This window comes from Marinobacter sp. LV10R510-11A (genome assembly GCF_900215155.1).
In the GTDB taxonomy this organism is placed as follows: domain Bacteria; phylum Pseudomonadota; class Gammaproteobacteria; order Pseudomonadales; family Oleiphilaceae; genus Marinobacter.
In genome coordinates this window covers 3,763,454-3,783,386 of sequence record NZ_LT907980.1, presented here as the reverse complement: position 1 = coordinate 3,783,386, position 19,933 = coordinate 3,763,454, and the positions used below count along the sequence as shown (strand labels likewise).

Annotated in this window: 19 protein-coding genes and 1 tRNA gene; 5 read left to right on the top strand and 15 right to left on the bottom strand. The window is 53.8% G+C overall.

The features are described from left to right. Positions 1-55: 55 nt before the first annotated feature. Entirely contained in the window at positions 56-487 is a 432-nt protein-coding gene (locus tag CPH80_RS18215) for a hypothetical protein (RefSeq protein ID WP_172898622.1), read from the bottom strand. Between the two features lie 297 nt (positions 488-784). Here CPH80_RS18215 and CPH80_RS18210 point away from each other — a divergent pair, with 297 nt between their 5' ends. The 3 genes from CPH80_RS18210 to CPH80_RS18200 all read left to right on the top strand — a co-directional run bounded on the left by CPH80_RS18210 (position 785) and on the right by CPH80_RS18200 (position 4,041). Next, on the top strand, positions 785-1,249 hold the full coding sequence (locus tag CPH80_RS18210; RefSeq protein ID WP_096280062.1) for a DUF3015 domain-containing protein: 465 nt from the start codon (positions 785-787) through the stop codon (positions 1,247-1,249). 84 nt (positions 1,250-1,333) lie between these two features. Continuing rightward, a complete protein-coding gene (locus tag CPH80_RS18205) occupies positions 1,334-3,193 on the top strand; it encodes a DUF4105 domain-containing protein (RefSeq protein WP_096280060.1) in 1,860 nt (619 codons plus the stop codon). Beyond that, entirely contained in the window at positions 3,163-4,041 is an 879-nt protein-coding gene (locus CPH80_RS18200) for an alpha/beta hydrolase (RefSeq protein ID WP_096280058.1), read from the top strand. The genes CPH80_RS18205 and CPH80_RS18200 overlap by 31 nt, the downstream gene beginning before the upstream one ends. A 53-nt stretch (positions 4,042-4,094) precedes the next feature. Here the strand turns inward: CPH80_RS18200 and pnp are convergent, their stop codons facing one another. The 7 genes from pnp to rimP all read right to left on the bottom strand — a co-directional run bounded on the left by pnp (position 4,095) and on the right by rimP (position 12,790). Continuing rightward, entirely contained in the window at positions 4,095-6,209 is a 2,115-nt protein-coding gene (gene pnp / locus CPH80_RS18195; protein WP_227520525.1) for a polyribonucleotide nucleotidyltransferase, read from the bottom strand. Positions 6,210-6,518: 309 nt separating this feature from the next. Beyond that, a complete protein-coding gene (rpsO, locus tag CPH80_RS18190) occupies positions 6,519-6,788 on the bottom strand; it encodes a 30S ribosomal protein S15 (RefSeq protein WP_096280054.1) in 270 nt (89 codons plus the stop codon). A 77-nt stretch (positions 6,789-6,865) separates the two neighbouring features. Further along, entirely contained in the window at positions 6,866-7,795 is a 930-nt protein-coding gene (gene truB / locus CPH80_RS18185) for a tRNA pseudouridine(55) synthase TruB (RefSeq protein WP_096280052.1), read from the bottom strand. Then, on the bottom strand, positions 7,792-8,214 hold the full coding sequence (gene rbfA, locus CPH80_RS18180; protein WP_096280050.1) for a 30S ribosome-binding factor RbfA: 423 nt from the start codon (positions 8,212-8,214) through the stop codon (positions 7,792-7,794). Before rbfA ends, truB begins: the two co-directional genes overlap by 4 nt. Continuing rightward, entirely contained in the window at positions 8,214-10,763 is a 2,550-nt protein-coding gene (gene infB, locus CPH80_RS18175) for a translation initiation factor IF-2 (RefSeq protein WP_096280048.1), read from the bottom strand. The genes rbfA and infB overlap by 1 nt, the downstream gene beginning before the upstream one ends. A gap of 17 nt (positions 10,764-10,780) precedes the next feature. Next, a complete protein-coding gene (nusA, locus tag CPH80_RS18170) occupies positions 10,781-12,274 on the bottom strand; it encodes a transcription termination factor NusA (protein WP_096280047.1) in 1,494 nt (497 codons plus the stop codon). Positions 12,275-12,328: 54 nt separating this feature from the next. Next, positions 12,329-12,790 carry a ribosome maturation factor RimP gene (rimP, locus tag CPH80_RS18165; protein WP_096280045.1) on the bottom strand — a complete coding sequence of 154 codons (462 nt, stop codon included), beginning with the start codon at positions 12,788-12,790 and terminating at the stop codon, positions 12,329-12,331. A 17-nt stretch (positions 12,791-12,807) separates the two neighbouring features. Here rimP and CPH80_RS18160 point away from each other — a divergent pair, with 17 nt between their 5' ends. Next, positions 12,808-13,098 carry a hypothetical protein gene (locus tag CPH80_RS18160; protein ID WP_096280043.1) on the top strand — a complete coding sequence of 97 codons (291 nt, stop codon included), beginning with the start codon at positions 12,808-12,810 and terminating at the stop codon, positions 13,096-13,098. A 23-nt stretch (positions 13,099-13,121) separates the two neighbouring features. On the opposite strand, the gene CPH80_RS18155 is transcribed toward CPH80_RS18160, so the two are convergent. From CPH80_RS18155 to ftsH, 6 genes are all read right to left on the bottom strand, one after another. After that, a tRNA-Leu gene (locus CPH80_RS18155) sits at positions 13,122-13,205 on the bottom strand. Between the two features lie 7 nt (positions 13,206-13,212). Further along, positions 13,213-13,581, bottom strand: a complete 369-nt coding sequence (secG, locus tag CPH80_RS18150) for a preprotein translocase subunit SecG (RefSeq protein ID WP_096280041.1) — start codon at positions 13,579-13,581, stop codon at positions 13,213-13,215. A gap of 24 nt (positions 13,582-13,605) precedes the next feature. After that, positions 13,606-14,364, bottom strand: a complete 759-nt coding sequence (tpiA, locus tag CPH80_RS18145) for a triose-phosphate isomerase (RefSeq protein WP_096280040.1) — start codon at positions 14,362-14,364, stop codon at positions 13,606-13,608. A gap of 76 nt (positions 14,365-14,440) precedes the next feature. Further along, positions 14,441-15,784 carry a phosphoglucosamine mutase gene (gene glmM / locus CPH80_RS18140; RefSeq protein ID WP_096280038.1) on the bottom strand — a complete coding sequence of 448 codons (1,344 nt, stop codon included), beginning with the start codon at positions 15,782-15,784 and terminating at the stop codon, positions 14,441-14,443. Further along, positions 15,784-16,614, bottom strand: coding sequence for a dihydropteroate synthase (folP, locus tag CPH80_RS18135; RefSeq protein ID WP_096281770.1), 831 nt, complete (start codon positions 16,612-16,614; stop codon positions 15,784-15,786). The genes glmM and folP overlap by 1 nt, the downstream gene beginning before the upstream one ends. A 115-nt stretch (positions 16,615-16,729) precedes the next feature. Further along, a complete protein-coding gene (ftsH, locus tag CPH80_RS18130) occupies positions 16,730-18,673 on the bottom strand; it encodes an ATP-dependent zinc metalloprotease FtsH (RefSeq protein ID WP_172898621.1) in 1,944 nt (647 codons plus the stop codon). Between the two features lie 320 nt (positions 18,674-18,993). Between ftsH and yhbY the strand changes: the two genes are divergently transcribed. After that, entirely contained in the window at positions 18,994-19,305 is a 312-nt protein-coding gene (yhbY, locus tag CPH80_RS18125; RefSeq protein ID WP_096280036.1) for a ribosome assembly RNA-binding protein YhbY, read from the top strand. Positions 19,306-19,453: 148 nt separating this feature from the next. Here yhbY and greA read toward each other — a convergent pair whose 3' ends face one another. Next, on the bottom strand, positions 19,454-19,933 hold the full coding sequence (gene greA, locus CPH80_RS18120) for a transcription elongation factor GreA (RefSeq protein WP_096280034.1): 480 nt from the start codon (positions 19,931-19,933) through the stop codon (positions 19,454-19,456).

Sequence of the window (19,933 nt, the reverse complement as noted above, 5' to 3'; positions counted from 1 at the left end):
AAGCCGGAGCACTTACGTACTCCGGCTTTTTTAAAAACAGCAAATCAAAAGCTAATTACTTGATGCTTTTGATAGTGCCTTTGTAGCCTTCAACCGTTACGTTGATGGTTCCGAAAACTACGAAGTCTTCAGTTTCAACGGTGTAACGTGGAGCCACAATGATGTCTGCGCCAGAAGCGGTAACAGCCTTGTATGCTGCTGCAGATTTCGCTTTAGCAACTGGGTCACCGAAAGGCAGAGCTAAACCACCGCCAGAGCCGCCGTAAGAAACACCGTCAGAAAACTGCTTGTCACTGCCAATGGTAAAGAACAGAATCTTAGTTACAGAAGCCTTACCAGTGATTTTCTCACCAACTTCAACATCAACTTTGATGTCGGTCTGCAGCGGAGCAGTAATCGGCATAGAGTTGGAGCTAACGTTCAGTGAACTACAGCCTGACAGCGCGCCAGCCAATACCAATGATGATGCAATAAGAATTTTTTTCAAAATGATGTCTCCATGTTTTGTTTCTAAGCCTTCGTGGCCGCGCCAATCATACGTAAGCTCCTTCTCTATAACAAGGGAATCATTATCGCCGGCGCCTTAAGCAATTCTGGAATATGAACACATGATCATTTTTCCCTGTTTGTATGAAAAGTACGCAACAAACCTGGCAGGTCTTGAAATTGAACTACACTAAGCTCGATGGTCACCCCTATTCCATGCAGATCATAAGGGCTCGGCCTATAACGTTGGCCTGCACGACTGTTAGCCAACCGCTAAAGCACGTAAAAGGAGAGCATTATGAAAAAACTGATCGCCGGTGCAATTTTGCTAGGTGCCTCATCCATGGCTTTTGCACAACCAGGTTGCGGCGTGGGCGCCATGATCTGGAAAGGACAATCCGGTATCGCCCCGCACGTATTGGCTGCAACAACTAACGGTTCGTTCGGCAACCAGACATTCGGCATGACCACGGGTACCCTAGGCTGCCAGACCAACGAATCTGTGCAGTCCATGGCCATGTATATGGACAGCAACATCGACAAAGTAGCCCGTGACATGTCTCGCGGTAATGGCGAGAACTTGGACACACTGGCAATTCTTCTGGGCGTTGAAAACGCAGATCGCGGAGCTTTCCGCCAGACTCTGCAGGATAACTTCGCAGCTATTTTCCCGAACTCCGACACTACTTCCGGTGAAGCAGTGGACGCGATTGTAGCGCTGCTGGAAAAGAATGAGTCGCTGAGCAAATACGTAGCGGCCTGATAGCTGAACTGCAGGGATGCCCGAGCGCTATGGACGGCGCGATTCCTCCGCTTCACAACTCCCGACCGGAACTCTTATTTACCCATGGGCAACATGCTTCGCATTGGGCCAGCTATGCTTTGGCTCATCACCTGCTTACCTCTGCAAGCTCAGGCTCAGGCGCAACCTCTGCATCTGGATCCCGCGTGGCTTACGCTCATTCACTATCAGTCGGGCCAGTTTAGCGATGGCTATACCAGCCAGGCCGATGATCCTGCATTTTTTTTGAGCGAGGATGGCAAGACCTCTCCAAAAGCGGAGCTAGAAGCGACTCTAAAAGCAATACAACAACCCGGAGAGGGCGATGATCATGCCCGATGTCGTTTTCCGGCACGGGACGCATGGCTGCGCGAACAGCTAGACCTGCCAGGGACCGTCGCAGACTGCCCTGCTTACGAGGAATGGACGGAAACGCTTAATACCGAAAGTATTACCTTGGTTTTTGCTGCCTCATATCTTAATAGTCCATCATCGATGTTTGGCCACACTTTCCTGAGACTCGACCCGCCGCAGGAAGACGAGCAAACCAACCTGCTGCTTGCCAATACCATTTCCTACGCCGCCGATGCCGCAGCCCATGACAGCGAACTGCTGTTCGCCTATCGGGGAATTTTTGGTGGCTACCCCGGCATTACAAGCGTGCAGCCCTATTACGAAAAAATCCGTCTCTACTCCGATATCGAGCACCGGGATCTTTGGGAATACAAACTTAACTTAAACCAGCAGGAAGTAGATTTCATGCTGGCTCATGCTTGGGAAATCCGGGATCGCAATTTCGACTACTATTTTTTCGATGAAAACTGCGCCTATCGCCTGCTTGCACTCATCGACGTCGCGCGTCCCGGCACAAATCTTCTGGGTGAAGTCAGCACCCACGCCATACCCTCAGACACTGTTCGCTGGGTAGTCGACAAGGATCTGGTAGAAGAAGTTCATTATCGCCCATCGGCAGCTACCTCCGTTGCCCATAGCCTATCTTCACTGCCCGAATCGCATCAGACATTGGTGGCAGCTATTGCCAATGGTTACGTGGCACCGAGCAGCGACGAGGTGCTCGCTCTTCCGCGCCGAGAACGTGCCTTCGTGCTCGACGCCACCTACGATTATGTGCGCTATCAAAGCGAAGCAGACAACTGGCCAAGGGAAATTGCCGCCCCGCTCTCTCACAATCTGCTGCGAGAGCGCAGTAAAATCGGCAGCGTAGCACCACTTGAAAAACCACCAGAGCCGGCGGTTCGTGACGACCAAGGCCACGATACGTTTCGTGTGAGCCTTGGCGCGGGGCAGCTGGCTCATCGGGAGTTTACCCAACTGACATTCCGGCCCGCCTACCATGGTATTCTCGACCCGCCCGCCGGTTACCGCAGCGGAGCACAGCTGCAATTTTTCCGCCTGGATGCGCGCTACTACACCGACAACGACAAACTGCAACTGGAACAGCTCACCGGCGTGGAAATCCGCTCCTTGAGCCCAAGAAACGCGTTTTTCTCGCCATTGTCGTGGCAGGTAGGCTTCGGTGGCCGCCGCACCGACACCGGCAATAAACGGGTTCTGGCGCCCTATCTGGAAGGCGGTGCGGGCGGCAGCTGGCGCCTCGGCCAACACACTCAGGCCTTCGTCATTGCCACCGCTGATCTGGAAATCGACGACGACCTGCGCCACGGCTACGATGTCGCTCCTGGCGCAGACGTGGGCCTACTGCACCAGAACAACTACTTCAGCTTTACTGGCGGTGTAAAAACCAAAGCTTGGATCGTTAGCAGCCAACACAGGCAGGATCAGATATACGCAAAAGCCAACTGGCACATAGGCCGCGAATTCAGCCTGTTCGCCGAATTCACTCGGGAAGATCACTACGACAGGTACCAAAGCACATGGCAAGCCGGGCTGCACGCGTACTTTTGAACAGGCCTAAACTGAAAACAGCCTTAATGGCCCTGCTTCTCTCAGCCGCCACGTTATTGCAAAGCGGCTGCAGCAGCCTGTTTTTCTTTCCGGACCAAACCACCTACATAACACCAGACCGGCTCAACCTAGCCTACGAAAACATCTACTTGGACACTGCCGACGGCGAAACCCTCCACGGCTGGTGGCTACCGGCTGAGGGCCAGCCAAAAGGCACGGTTTACTACCTCCACGGCAATGCCCAGAACATCAGCAGCCACCTCCTCAACGTAGCCTGGCTGCCTTCAGAGGGCTACAACGTTTTTACCATCGACTACCGGGGCTACGGCAAGTCCACCGGCGCACCAGACATAGAAGGCGCCCTGCACGACTCGGAAACTGGCCTACGCTGGCTAACCGGCCAGCCGGACGTCGGGAACGCGCCTGTATTCCTCCTCGGGCAGAGCCTGGGCGGCGCTCTCGGGCTAACCCTTGCAAGCGAATGGGTACAGCGGAACGAAACACCTGAACTCAACGGCGTAATCCTAGACGGCACCTTCTCCGGCTTCCGCGGCATAGCCAGAGAAAAACTCGGAAACTTCTGGCTCACCTGGCCCTTTCAGGCCCCCCTTAGCTGGACGATTCCAAACGAATACGAAGGCGTGGACCAAATTGCCAACATCAGCCCCGTACCGCTCATGATCATTCACAGCGTCCGTGACGGCATCATCCCCTTCCACCACGGCCAGGCGCTTTATGAGGCCGCCGGTGAACCAAAGCAGTTCTTGCAAACAGATACGCCCCACGCGGCAACCTTCATCATTCCTGCGTACAAAAACTCTGTCTTGGAGTTTTTGGGAAGGGAATAACAAAAAACCCGCCAATCCAAAGGAGAGGCGGGTTTTTTTGTAGCTGCTAGCTATCAGTCAGTAAAGTCAGTCGGCTGCTCGCCTTCTTTCACTTCCTTCATAGACAGCTTCACACGGCCACGGTTGTCGACATCCAAAACCTTGACCAGAACTTCCTGACCTTCACTTAGCTCGTCAGTTACGTTCTCGATCCGGCGCTCAGAGATCTGGGAAATGTGCACCAAACCATCTTTGCCAGGCAGAATGTTAACAAAGGCACCGAAATCTACAATGCGCTCGACGCGACCCTTGTAGATAGCACCCACCTCAATCTCCGCCGTAATTTCCTTAACCCGGTTAACTGCCGCTTGGGCCGCTTCCTGGTTATCTGCGTAGATCTTCACGTTACCGTCGTCATCCAGATCAATAGAAGCACCGGTCTCGTCACAGATAGAACGGATCATCGAGCCGCCCTTACCAATAACGTCACGGATTTTCTCAGGGTTGATCTTGATCGTGGTAATGCTCGGAGCGCGCGAGGAAAGCTCTTTCCGCGACTCAGAGATAACCTTGTTCATCTCACCCAGAATGTGCTGACGAGCTCCGTGAGCCTGCTCCAGAGCAAGCTCCATGATCTCGTCGGTAATGCCCTGGATTTTGATGTCCATCTGCAGAGCAGTAATACCATCTTTGGTACCGGCAACCTTGAAGTCCATGTCGCCCAGGTGATCTTCATCACCCAGAATATCGGTCAGAATGGCAAACTTGTCACCTTCCTTAACCAGACCCATGGCGATACCAGCTACTGCCGCTTTTAGCGGAACACCGGCATCCATCAGTGCGAGGCTTGAACCACAAACAGACGCCATAGAGCTGGAGCCGTTAGATTCAGTAATCTCGGAGACCGCACGAATGGCATACGGGAACTCTTCCATGGTCGGCATAACCGCCATCACACCGCGCTTAGCCAAACGACCGTGACCAACTTCACGACGGCCAGGGGTGCCAACACGGCCAGCTTCACCTACGGAGTACGGAGGGAAGTTGTAATGGAACAGGAACGGATCCTTACGCTCGCCTTCAAGCGCGTCGATCGTCTGCACGTCGCGAGAAGTACCCAGCGTCGTCGTAACAATCGCCTGAGTTTCACCACGGGTAAACAGCGCAGAACCGTGAACGCTTGGCAGAATACCCACTTCGATTTCGATCGGACGAACGGTTTTGTTGTCACGACCGTCGATACGCGGCTTGCCATCGATAACTTGCTGGCGAACAACCGTTTTCTCGATTTTTCCGAAGTTCTTTTTAACTTCTTCTGCGGAAGGCTGGCCTTCCTCGTCGCCTGCTAGCTTCTCAACCGCAGCCGCTTTGATTTCACCAAGGCGTTCGTAACGAGCCATCTTATCGTGAATGCCATAGGCCTCTTCGATAGCACCGGCAAACTCAGACTTGATCGCGCCCAGCAGCTCGGTGTTTTCAGCAGCTGGCTGCCAATCCCAACTCGGCTTGCCATTTTCAGCGGCAAATTCCTTGATTGCCGCAACGGCGGTCTGCATTTCCTGATGCGCAAACAGAACGCCACCCAGCATCTGATCTTCGCTCAGGCCTTTGGCTTCCGACTCAACCATCAAAACCGCGTCCTCAGTACCTGCAACGATCATATCCAGCAGGGAGGTTTTCAGTTCTTCGAAGCTTGGGTTCAGGAAGTAACCCTTCTCGTTGGTGTAACCAACGCGACTCGCGCCGATTGGGCCAGCGAAAGGGATACCAGAGATTGCCAGGGCCGCCGAAGCTGCCAGCATAGCGGCGATGTCCGGGTCCTGGTTTTTGCTGGACGACATAACCGTACAGATAACCTGTGTCTCGTTCATGTAGCCGTTCGGGAACAGCGGACGAATCGGACGGTCGATCAAACGGGATGTCAGAGTTTCTTTCTCGGAAGGACGACCTTCACGCTTGAAGAAACCACCGGGGATTTTGCCCACGGCGTAGGTCTTTTCGAAATAGTTAACGGTCAGCGGGAAGAACGGCTGGCCCGGCTTAGCTACCTTGGCACCAACAACGGTACCCAAAACCGAAATATCACCAACGGTGACCAGAACGGAACCTGTAGCTTGACGAGCAATACGGCCCGTTTCTATGGTGACGGTTTCGCCACCCAGCTCAAACGATTTTTTACGCGGTTGCAGATCCACAAAAAACTCCTGCGTTATCTGTTCAGAATGATAGTAATGTGACCCTGAAAATACCCCGCCTGGAAGCTAACAGGCTGTTGTAAAACCCCGGCCAGGCAACCTGGTACGCTTTGGTTGCGTACCGCCCAGGCTTTCAACAACCTGCTATCAATTTCGGCTTCCCAATACGACAGGAAATCCCAAGTTCACTGAAATACACAATGCGGTGCTGAAAAGCACAACCGGCAGGCCCCCTAAAGAACCCACCGGCTGTTGGCCGCCAACGGAATAATTCCGAAGGTAGCCGTCAGGTCATCGACCAGATTAGCGACGCAGACCTAAGCGCTTGATCAGCTCCAGGTAACGTTCACCGCTCTTCTTGCGAAGGTAGTCCAGCAGCTTACGACGCTGGTTTACCATCCGGATCAGACCACGGCGGGAATGGTGATCCTGCTTGTTGATCTTGAAATGACCCTGCAGCTTATTGATGTTGGCGCTCAGCAGTGCAACCTGCACTTCTGGGGAACCGGTGTCACTCTCAGCTTGCTGATAATCTTGAACGATCTGTGCTTTTTCATTGGCAGAAAGTGCCATAACTCACCTCATGTTTGCGATGCTGTTGAATCCGGCCGAACCGCGCATCTCTACAGCCCGGCTATACAGCGGCATAACTACTGTTTTCCGCTGCTACTCACCAAACGACGGGGCACCAACTGGGTTTCCTCGCCTTCCGGCAATGCTTCTACCAGCCCCACGAAACCTTCGTTGCCATAAATACGCACGAAGCCATCGAAGGCCCGACCCGGTATTCTAACCGGTTGTCCATTCAATATCGACACCAAAGGCTGCCCGCTCAGGCGGTGCTCTGGAAACATCGAAAGCGCTGCGTCAGGGGCAACCAGCAAGCCATCCAGACTTTCGCCGCGCTCACGCATGGCCTCCAGATCCGGCACTGGGTGGGCGTCAGCCAACGTGAACCCGGCCGCTAGCGTGCGCCGCAACGCAATCACATGTGCGCCGCAACCCAGCACTTCGCCGATATCTTCAACGAGTGAGCGAATGTACGTACCCTTGGTGCACTTAACGGCAATATCCATTTGGTCTTCACGAATATCCAGAAGCTGGAGATCATAAATGGTTACCGGGCGCGCCGGACGCTCCACCTCAATGCCCTCACGGGCGTATTCATAAAGTGGGCGACCCTTGTGCTTAAGTGCCGAGTACATGGAGGGGACTTGCTGGATATTACCGCGAAACTGCTCAAGCAAAGGCTCAAGCACTTCCGGCGTGAGGCCTTCCGGCACGGGCCTTTCAGAAACGACCGTACCTTCACGGTCGCCGGTTTCGGTACGCACACCTAGCTGTGCTGTGGCTATGTAGGCCTTGTCGCTATCCAGCATCATCTGCGAGAACTTTGTAGCTTCACCGAAGCATAGGGGCAAAACCCCAGTTGCTAGCGGATCAAGGGCACCGGTATGACCAGCCTTGGCGGCGCCATATAGGTGCTTGACCTCCTGCAGGATACCGTTAGAGGTAATACCCACAGGCTTGTCGATGACCAGAATACCACTAACATCACGACCTTTACGTCTGCGACTCAATCGTTTGACTCCGGATCACTCTGGTTGTCGTCGTTCCGTTCAACGGCGGTTTTATCACCCACCGCTTCACGAATAAGACTGTCCATTCTACGGCTGTAGCCCTGAAGCTCGTCAAAGTGGAATCGAAGCTGGGGCACAACCCGCAGCCTCATAGCTCTTCCCACTTGGCCGCGGAGGAACCCGGCGGCTTTGTTCAGTACCGAAATGGATTCCTGTGCCTCCGGGGACTCAGCAGTCAGTTCCTCAGTAGTCAGCAGCGAGACATAGATATCGGCGTAGCCAAGGTCACGACTGACCTTGACTGCATTGACCGTTACCATGCCCAACCGCGGATCCTTGACCTCGCGCTGAATCAGCTGAGCAAGCTCACGCTGCATCTGATCGCCAATGCGATCAATACGACTGAACTCTCTAGCCATTAGGCCCCCGTCGATTCGAGCTTGCGCTCGACTCTAATCCGGTCAAACACTTCGATCTGGTCACCGACCTTCACGTCGTAGCCTTTAACACCGATACCACATTCCATTCCGTTGCGAACTTCAGGTACGTCGTCCTTGAAGCGACGCAGGGATTCCAGCGCGCCTTCGAAGATAACTACGTTGTCGCGCAGTACACGAATCGGCTTATTCCGGTATACGTTGCCTTCGGTCACCATGCAGCCAGCAACCTGACCAAACTTCGGCGAACTGAACACATCGCGAACGTCTGCGATGCCGATAATGTCTTCACGGAATTCCGGTGCCAGCATGCCAGTCAACGCTGCTGTCACATCGTCCAGAAGGTTATAGATGATGCTGTAATAGCGCAGATCCAGACCTTCTTTCTCGACCAAGCGCTTAGACGCTGTATCGGCACGCACGTTAAAGCCGAAGATAACGGCGTTGGTCGCCAAAGCAAGGCTAACGTCTGTTTCTGCGATACCACCGACGCCCGATGACACGATCTTCACTTGGACTTCGTCGTTGCCCAGATCCTGCAGCGATTTGTTGATCGCCTCAAGAGAGCCACGCACGTCCGTTTTAAGGACAACGTTGAGGGTTTTAACCTCGTCTTTGCCCATGTTCTCGAACATGTTCTCAAGCTTGCCTGCTTGCGCACGCTGCAGGCGCTGCTCGCGCTCGCGGACGTGACGGTACTCGGCCAGCTCTTTGGCCTTGCGTTCATCAGCTACCACAAAGAACTCGTCACCGGCGTTCGGCGTGCCATTAAGGCCAAGAACCTCTACCGGAATAGACGGCCCGGCTTCTTTCACCTGTTTGCCGGCTTCATCGGTCATTGCGCGCACCTTACCAAAGTAAGAGCCTGCAACAACCATATCGCCCGGCCGCAGAGTGCCGTTCTGTACCAGCACAGTCGCTACAGGCCCACGCCCACGCTCAAGGCTGGACTCAACGACAACACCGTTGGCAGGTGCGTCAGGTGAGGCCTGAAGCTCAAGGATCTCGGCCTGAAGCAGAATCGCCTCGAGAAGCGTGTCAATACCTTCACCCGTGTGCGCAGAAATTGGCACAAACTGAACGTCGCCACCCCATTCCTCCGGGATAACGTCGATCGCTGCCAATTCGTTCTTCACACGATCTGTGTCTGCTTGTTCCTTGTCCATCTTGGTGATGGCAACAACGATGGGCACACCGGCAGAACGGGCATGCAGCACCGCTTCTTTAGTTTGCGGCATAACACCGTCATCTGATGCGACGACCAGAATAACGATATCTGTGCACTGGGCACCACGGGCGCGCATCGCGGTGAAAGCCGCATGCCCCGGGGTGTCCAAGAACGAGACCATGCCGTGGTCAGTTTCTACGTGGTACGCACCGATGTGCTGGGTAATACCACCGGTTTCACCAGAGGCAACCTTGGTACGGCGAATACAGTCCAACAGCGATGTTTTACCATGGTCGACGTGGCCCATCACACTCACAACCGGTGCGCGCTTGGCCTTTTCTTTGCCTTCCACTTTGAATTCGCTGAGCACTTCGTGCTCAAAAGCATCGTCGCTGACGGGCGTGGCTTTGTGGCCCAACTCTTCAACTACTAGAGTCGACGTCTCCTGATCCAGTGGCTGGTTAATGGTTGCCATCACGCCCATGCCCATCAAAACTTTGATGACATCACCGGATTTGACGGCCATCCGCTGGGCAAGATCGCCAACGGTAATCACTTCAGGAACTTCTACTTCTCTGACCATTGGTTTGGTCGGCCTCTCGAAGCCATGACGCTTCTCTTTGGATTTCTTTTTCGCACGCAGTGGTTTGCGCAACGTATTGTCGGCGTCGTCGACGGAGATCACCGCCCCCTTTTCTGCTGGGCGATTACGTGGTCCGCGATGGCCAGCCTGTTTCTTTTTGGGCTTGCCTTCTTCGGTTTCGTCGCCACGCTCACGGACTTTTTCTTTCTTCTTCTTAGGCTTCCGATCCTTGCCTTCACCCTCGGGTGGCGGCAACGGCATATCTTCGGGAGCGGTAACCGGGGCAGGTTCCGCAGCCTTTTTCGGCTCAGTCTTCTCGGCAGGCGCCTGCTCTTGCGTAGCCGGCGCTTCTTTCTTCGCCGCTTCAGAAGGGGCCTCTGTCTCTGTTTGTGGAGCGGTTACATTCGCGGATTGCTCCGCCTGCACCGGCTCCACTTCCTGCTCTTCTTGCACCGCTTCAGGGGCCGCCGCTTCCGCTTCGGGCTGCGACTCCTCACGCTTCACATAGGTACGACGCTTGCGTACTTCCACATTAACAGCCTTGGCCTTGCCAGCTTTTAGCGTGGTTGTGGTTTTCCGCTTCAACGTAATCTTGCGCGGCTCAGCATCTGCTTCACCGTGGGCCTTTCTCAGATAGGTCAGCAGCTGCTGCTTCTCATCGCTGGATACAGAATCGTTTTCTGAGCGGGCTTTCAGGCCAGCTTCCACGATCTGCTTCAGCAAACGATCCACGGGAGCGCCTACATCTTCGGCCAGTTGTTTTACCGTTACTTCAGCCATACTGGTCTCCTCCCGAATTAAGCCTGGTCTTCAAACCAGGGGGCGCGTGCGGCCATAATCAGCTTTCCTGCACGCTCTTCATCCATACTTTCGATATCGAGCAAGTCGGCAACCGACTGCTCAGCCAAATCTTCCATCGTACACACACCCATGCCAGCGAGTTTGAACGCCAGGCCGCGATCCATTCCGTCCATGCCCAGAAGATCTTCTGCCGGCTCGGCGCCGTCAAGGGCTTCTTCGCCCGCTAGGGCCTGATTCAACAAGGCATCTTTGGCACGGCGGCGCAGTTCTGAGACGGTGTCTTCGTCAAAACCTTCAATCGCCAGCATTTCTTCCATGGGCACGTAGGCAACTTCCTCGATAGACGTAAAGCCTTCTTCGATCAGTAAGCCAGCGAATTCTTCATCAACATCCAGGTGAGCAGTAAAATGCTCAACCAGAGTGCTAAACTCTTTCTCTTGGCGCTCACCGGCCTCTTCTTCGGTCATTACGTTCAGAGTCCAACCTGTAAGCTCAGTAGCCAGGCGGACGTTCTGTCCATTACGACCAATAGCCTGTGCCAGATTGTCTGCGGCAACCGCCACTTCCATAGTGTGACTGTCTTCGTCCATCACAATGGAAGCCACTTCTGCCGGTGACATGGCGTTAATCACCAGCTGTGCAGGGTTATCGTCCCACAGCACAATGTCTACGCGCTCACCGCCCAGCTCATTGGAAACGGCCTGAACACGGGAGCCGCGCATGCCTACACAGGCACCGACCGGATCAATACGGCGGTCGTTGGTTTTCACGGCAATCTTGGCGCGAGAACCGGGATCCCGGGCTGCACCACGGATCTCGATCAGCTCTTCGGCAATCTCGGGCACTTCAATGCGGAACAACTCAATCAGCATCTGCGATGAAGAGCGGCTGAGGATCAGCTGAGGGCCACGGTGGTCTGTGCGAATTTCCAGCAGCAGCGAACGAACCCGATCGCCCATGCGGAATGTTTCGCGCGCAATCAAGTGTTCTCTGGGCAGAAGTGCTTCGGCGTTAGCGCCAAGGTCAACAATAACGTTATCGCGAGTAACCTTTTTAACAGTACCCGAAACCAGTTCGCCAACTCGATCACGATAGCTGTCAACGATTTTGCTACGCTCAGCCTCACGAACTTTTTGGAAGATAATCTGCTTGGCGGCCTGAGCACCAATGCGACCGAAGGCAACCGACTCTGCCTTCTCTTCGTATGTGTCACCGGGCTTCAGCTCAGAGTCGATTTCTTCGGCTTCCTGAAGCGTCAGCTCAGTACCCAGCGCAGGTACTGCGTCGTTATCTACGACCAGCCAGCGGCGGAAGGTATCATACTCGCCGGTACGACGGTCAATTGACACACGCACATCCGACTCTTCGTCTTCATAACGCTTTTTGGCAGCGGTGGCGAGTGCCAGCTCGATCGCGTCGAAAATCACTTCCTTCTCGACACCTTTTTCGTTCGAAACGGCCTCAACCACCAGCAAGATCTCTTTACTCATTGGATTGCCCTGCTCTGAAAATAAACTGTGCATCTACTGAGTTGTTCAAATAGCTCACTCGAATGCCGGAATAATTTGAGCTTTTTCGATACTGTCGAAAGGCAACAGATATTCGTGATCGTCAACAACCACCACAACATCATCGCCTTCAACAGCCTTTATAAGCCCTTGAAACTTGCGCCGACCGTCAAACGCCATGCGCAAGCGAATTTGTACTTGATGCCCCACATATGCCTGATATTGCTCAGGCCGGAACAGAGGACGATCCATTCCCGGAGACGAAACCTCAAGCGTGTATTCTGTCTTGATGGGATCTTCCACATCCATCACGCCACTGATCTGACGACTGACTTTCTCGCAGTCGCCGATGCCAATGCCGTTCTCGACATCGTCAATAAAAACCCGCAGCAAAGATTGATAGCCCTGGGAACGGAACTCGATGCCCCAGTACTCGTATCCCAAACCTTCCACCACAGGCCGAAGAATGTCTTCCAGTTGTTCAAGCTTGCCTGACAAGTTAGGCGGTCTCCGTTATGAAATTTACCGGCCCCAAAAACAAAAAAAGGGCTGTTAATCAGCCCTTTTTACGCACCAGGGCCCGTTGCGCCAGGCCCCTTAATCAAAAAGCCCCGAAACCGGGGCTTTTTGTTGCAAGAACTCGCAGGAAGCTAACCGGTATCCCGCTTCCTGCTGACAGACACCTGGCCCGCCAAAACCCGACAACAAAAAAAGATGCCGGACTTCAATATCCGCCGGAGTATAGAGACGCCGAACGGGCTGGTCAAGGACTGATCAAAAAAGCGGCTTGGATAGTTCATGCCTAGTCCAAGCCGTTTTTCTTCTAAATTGGTGCCCAAGGCCGGACTCGAACCGGCACAGCTTTCGCCACTACCCCCTCAAGATAGCGTGTCTACCAATCCACCACTTGGGCAACACTCTTACTCGAGTTCGGGAAGATCAGACTCCCCAGTCTCGGTTTCGCTTTTGGCAGCATCGCCATTGGTTACAGGATCCTGACGGGACTCCTCAACAACCGGAATACCTGCTTCACCTGCAACTTCTGCGCGATCCTTGGCAAACACAGCCAGCGAGAAACTTGTCACGAAGAATACGATAGCAAGCATGGCTGTCATTCGAGTCAGAAAACTACCACTACCCTGACTGCCAAACACAGTTTGGGAAGCGCCGCCACCACCGAAGGCCGCACCCGCATCCGCACCCTTGCCCTGCTGGATCAGCACCAGACCCACCAGCGCCACCGCAATAACAACGTGCACAACGACTACTAGTGTTTCAATCCAATCCATATTGACTCTCGCGAACTTTTAACTTTAGGTACCCGCCGGGAAATACCGGCAAATACTAACAAAATCTTTTGCAACCAGCGATGCTCCGCCAATTAACCCGCCGTCTATATCCGGCTCTGCGAAAAGCGCCGCTGCATTATCCGCTTTTACACTACCGCCGTAAAGCAGTGAAATCTCGTCTGCCGGGGCGCCCATATCTTTCAGCACACTCCTTATGGCTGCGTGCATGGTTTGGGCGTCATCCGACGTGGCCGTTTTACCGGTACCTATGGCCCAAACTGGCTCATAAGCTACCACGACATTCTGCCATTCACCTTGCGCCACCAACGACAAGCCTGTGCGCACTTGGCTAGAAACTGCTGATTCCGCCTGCCCAGACTCTCGTTCTTCCAGAGTTTCGCCAACACACACAATGACCACTAAACCACTGAAAAGGACACTCGACACCTTAGCTGCGACCAACTCGTCGGTTTCACCGAAAAGCTGACGGCGCTCAGAGTGACCCACGAGCACATAGCGACAACCTGCATCTTTAGCCATGTCCGAAGAAATCTCTCCGGTATAAGCACCCGACTGCCACTGCCCTACATTCTGAACACCCACGGATAACGCGCCTTGAGCCTGCTTCAGCACATCTCCGATGTAAATTGCGGGAGGAATAATAACAATCTCCACGCCGTTATCAAGAGATTCGGCCTCAAACCGAATAGAGCCTACCAGTTTTTCAGAGAGGTCTTTCGACCCATTCATCTTCCAGTTTCCGGCTACAATCTTTCGACGCATATCACTTCCCGAATGTAAGGGAGGGCGCACTATACAGCAGTCCCCCATAACAGACAACCGCCTGAATCCAACAAAATCAGGACGTTGAATTTTCCACGACTTGTGCCAACTCTTCAGCAACACGGCGAATATCGTCGGCGTTTTTACCCTCTGCCATTACGCGAATCAAAAGCTCAGTCCCTGATGCTCGCAACAGAATTCTGCCCAAACTGCCAAGCTCTGACTCTGCCTTCTGAACCGCCGCAACAATGTCGTCACGACTAAACGGATCAAAACGCTTCGCTACCTGAACGTTGATCATCGTTTGGGGCAGCTTGCGCATACCTTGCCGCAACTCGGCGAGCGTTTTACCAGACTTGCTGATAGATAACAGCACCTGAAGTGCAGAAACAATACCATCCCCGGTACTGGTGCAGTCGCGGATAACCATGTGCCCCGATCCCTCTCCGCCAAGCACCCAGTTGTTCGCCAGCAATCGCTCTACTACATAGCGGTCGCCAACATTGGCACGCTCGAAGGCAATACCCATATCTGTCAGCGCCAACTCGACCCCCAGGTTGGTCATTAGCGTGCCGACCACACCGCCCTTCAGATTGCCCTCGGCAAACCGCTGGGATCCAATTACGTACAAAAGCTCATCACCGTCTACTTCAGAGCCATCGCAATCGACCATTAGAACTCGATCACCATCGCCGTCAAAGGCGATACCCAGATCCGCTTCTTTATCGATAACGGCCTGCTTTAGTGCATCTAGGTGCGTAGAGCCAACATTTAGGTTTATGTTTAGCCCGTCGGGCTCCGCGCCAATAACAGACACCTGCGCACCCAGCTCGCGAAACACCTTCGGAGCAACGTGATAGGTCGCGCCGTGAGCGCAATCTAGAACAATTTTCATGTGGTCCAGAGTAAACTCGTTTGGCACCGTGCTTTTGCAGAACTCAATGTAGCGCCCCGGGGCGTCCTCTATTCTTGATGCTTTACCCAGCTCACCCGGGCCACAAACCTCAATGGGCTTGTCCAGCCAACTTTCAATCTCCGCTTCCAGCGCGTCATCGAGCTTGGTGCCGTCGGAGGAGAAAAACTTAATGCCGTTATCATGATGCGGGTTATGGGACGCGCTGATAACGATACCGGCAGATGCGCGAAAGGTGCGAGTTAAGTAGGCAATGGCAGGAGTTGGCATGGGGCCCAACAGCTTCACATCCACACCCGCTGCGGCCAACCCGGCCTCCAGGGCTGATTCAAACATGTAACCGGACAACCGGGTATCCTTGCCAATCAGCACACTATTTCGCTGGCCAGCCTTTTTAAACGCTTGCCCGGCCGCCCACCCCAGATGCAGCATAAACTCGGGGGTAATTGGGGGCTCACCCACCCTGCCGCGAATTCCATCCGTACCAAAATATTTTCTTCCGGCCATCAAACTGCCTCCTTTACGGCCGTCGCCACCTTGACGGCATCTACGGTTTCCCTAACATCGTGCGCGCGAATAATGCTGGCACCCTTCATGGCCGATATTGTCGCGGCCGCGAGGCTCGCCGGCAACCTTTCATCAACTTCTCGACCAGTGATATCGCCGAGCATGGATTTCCTGGACATGCCCACTAACAGAGGATGACCCAGCGCCTGCAACCGCTCCAGTGAAGCGAGCAATAGCAGATTATGCTCTAGGCTTTTCCCGAACCCGAAGCCCGGATCCAAGATTATATTCTGCGCCTCGATGCCCGCTCGCACAGCAGCACGAACCCGTTGAGTTAAAAACTCCCCGACCTCACGCAGCACATTCTGATATTTGGGCTGATCTTGCATGGTTTCCGGCTCGCCCTGAATGTGCATGATACACACGGGCACGCCCGCATTTGCCGCGGCAACCAAGGCTCCCTCTCTTTGCAATGCGCGCACATCGTTAACCAACCCTGCACCCAGCTCCACCGCCTGAGACATTACCTTGGGCGTACTGGTATCTACAGAAACGATCACATCCAGCTCCCGAGAAATCGCCTCCACCACTGGGCAAACCCGATCTAACTCTTCCTGAACCGACACCCTGGTTGCACCCGGGCGGGTGGACTCTCCGCCCACGTCGATAAACGCAGCCCCATCAGCGACCATCTGGCGAGCCTTGAAAAGTGCAGCACTGTACTGATTAAACCACCCACCATCGGAGAACGAGTCGGGCGTTACATTGAGAACACCCATAACATGACAGCGAGACATATCCAGCACTCGCCCGGCAAATTTCATTTCCATAACAAACCAATCCTGGGCAGGCATACCAGAACCTGCAAAACAGTGCCTGGCAAAAACAAACGCCGCCCTTAATCTGGGCGGCGTTTGTTGGCTCAATTATCTGAAGCGCAGAGCCTTAGTGCTCTCCTGCAGGCCGACCAACATCAGGCCGGCGGCCATCATCAGTAGGCTTAGCCTCAGGAGGCTGTTCCGGGCTATCTGCCTTAGCACCGCCGGCAGGGCCTCTATCGTCCCAACCTTTTGGTGGGCGTGGCGCGCGACCCTCCATAATGTCATCAATCTGATGGCGATCGATGGTTTCATATTTCATCAACGCCTCGGCCATAAAATCCAGCTTATCCCGGTTATCGACCAGAAGTTTAGTGGCCGTTTCATAGCAGGTATCGATAATGCTTCGGACTTCTTCATCAATCAGCTGAGCCGTTTCTGGCGAGTAAACCGTCTGAGCCTGGCCACCCGAGCGACCGATAAAAGACTCATCGCTGTCCGTATCGTACTGCAACGGCCCAAGCTTCTCCGACAATCCCCAGCGGGTGACCATATTGCGGGCCAGGCTGGTGGCACGCTCGATATCATTCGAAGCACCTGTGGTAACGCCGTCAAAACCCAGCGTCAGCTCTTCGGCAATACGACCGCCAAACAGACTGCAAATAGAGCTGATCAGGAAACGCTTGCTGTGGCTGTACCTGTCTTCCTCTGGCAAGAACATGGTCACACCCAAGGCGCGCCCACGAGGAATAATGCTCACTTTGTAGACAGGATCGTGTTCCGGCGCAAGGCGACCGACAATGGCATGACCAGACTCGTGATAAGCAGTATTCCGCTTTTCTTTTTCACTCATCACCATGGACTTGCGCTCGGCGCCCATCATGATTTTGTCTTTGGCCAGCTCAAACTCTTCCATTGTTACCAGGCGCTGGTTGCGGCGAGCGGCGAATAGCGCTGCCTCGTTTACCAAGTTCGCAAGGTCGGCACCGGAAAAGCCTGGTGTACCACGCGCGATCAGCGCAGGCTCAACGTTCTCATCCAAAGGCACCTTCTTCATGTGCACTTTAAGGATCTGCTCACGACCGATGATGTCCGGCAGACCCACCACAACCTGACGGTCAAAACGCCCTGGGCGCATCAGAGCCGGGTCGAGAACGTCTGGGCGGTTGGTCGCAGCAATAACGATAACGCCTTCATTACCTTCAAAGCCGTCCATTTCAACCAGTAGTGCGTTCAAGGTCTGCTCACGCTCATCGTGACCACCACCCATGCCGCCACCACGATGGCGGCCGACTGCATCGATTTCGTCGATGAAGATAATGCAGGGGCTCTGCTTCTTGGCTTGCTCGAACATGTCACGCACACGAGATGCACCAACACCTACGAACATTTCCACGAAGTCGGAACCGGAAATCGAGAAGAACGGAACTTTTGCTTCGCCCGCGATCGCCTTAGCCAGAAGGGTTTTACCGGTACCCGGTTGCCCCACCATCAAGACACCTTTGGGGATGCTGCCGCCAAGACGCTGGAACTTGCTGGGATCCCGTAGGAAGTCCACCAGCTCCTTAACCTCTTCTTTCGCCTCATCCACACCGGCTACATCGCCAAACGTGGTTTTGATCTGATCTTCACTCATCAGCTTCGCTTTGCTCTTGCCAAACGACATGGGGCCTTTGCCGCCACCGCCGCCCTGCATTTGCCGCATAAAGAACACGAACAGTGCAATTATGATCAGTATCGGGAACGCCGCGACCAACAGCTGCGTCCAAAGGCTCTGGCGCTCGGGCTCTTTGCCGATCACCTCCACCTTATTAGCCAGCAGATCGTCCATCAGCTTGTTGTCCGCCATTTGTGGGCGAATTGTCTCAAACTGAGAACCATCGTCTCGGATGCCTTGGACTTCCAGACCATCAATAGTGACTTTGCTGACTTGGCCCTGCTGGACCATTTCAACGAATTGAGAATAGTTGACTTGCTGCCCGCTGGTGGTGGGAGAGAAATTCTGAAACACCATCAACAGTACCGCGGCTATTATCAGCCAGAGAACCAGATTTTTTGCCATAACGTTCAAGGATCATCACCTGTGAATTGGAGAGCGAACCCGCTAGGGAACCACTCTTTACGGACACCTTACACCAATTATACGCCTATCCACCAGAAACGGCCCATCCGTAACGGCCACAAAAAACGTAGCGGCGGATCCACCTAATGACGCATCTAAACGCCGGATAAATCCCCATGTTACTTATATGTGGGTTTCATCTCGGAAATTACAACGCCTGCAGGGTGATCTGTATACAAGGTTGTCTGCTACAATCCGCAAATTATACGACGTTGCCAGCGAATTTGCCGCTGACCTTTTGTTAATTGCACCGATAAAGAGATTTCATCATGAGTTTTTCACCGGAACAGCGCCGGGAATACCGGGCCATTGCCCACCACCTGAAGCCCGTTATTATTGTGGGCGACAAAGGCCTTACCGAGAACCTCCAGGAAGAGCTGGAGCGGGCCCTGAATGACCACGAGCTCATCAAGATTAAAGTAGCGAGCCAGGACCGGGAAGCACGCCAGGAAGCCGTCCTTGCCCTGTGCGAATCCAGCGGCGCTGAAGTGGTGCAGACCATTGGGAAAATTGCGGTCATTATGCGCAGAGCCAAGAAGCCCAACCCAAAACTTTCCAATCTGTTACGCCACAAAAGCTAACGCTCGCCCAACTTTTAAATAAAATAGAAGTATTTAGAGCAAAAAAGCACCTAAAAAAGTACCTAAAAAAGTACCTAAAAAAACCGGCTGCGCATAACGCTGCCGGTTTTTTTCTTGCCGTGCACTGGCTCAACCAGCGCTGTACAAATCAGATGTATTCCACCTTTTCGATTTCGTACTCCACGGTGCCAGATGGCACGCGGATAGCGACAACATCGTCTGCAACCTTTCCCACTAGCGCACGGGCGATGGGCGAAGAAATAGACAGCTTGCCTAACTTAATATTGGCTTCGTCCTCTCCGACAATCTTGTAGACCACTTGCTCGTCCGAATCCATATTCATCAGATGAACCGTGGTACCGAAGATAACCCTGCCAGTATTTTCCATCGTGGTGACGTCAATTACCTGAGCCGCCGAAAGCTTTCCTTCAATCTCCTGAATCCGGCCCTCAATGAAGCTCTGCTGCTCCCGGGCAGCGTGGTACTCAGCGTTTTCTTTCAGGTCGCCATGCTCCCGGGCGTCTGAAATCGCTGCGATAACACGAGGGCGATCTTCGGATTTTAGCTTCCGAATTTCCTCGCGAAGAGAGGCCTCGCCCGCTGTTGTCATAGGTACTCTTTCACTCAT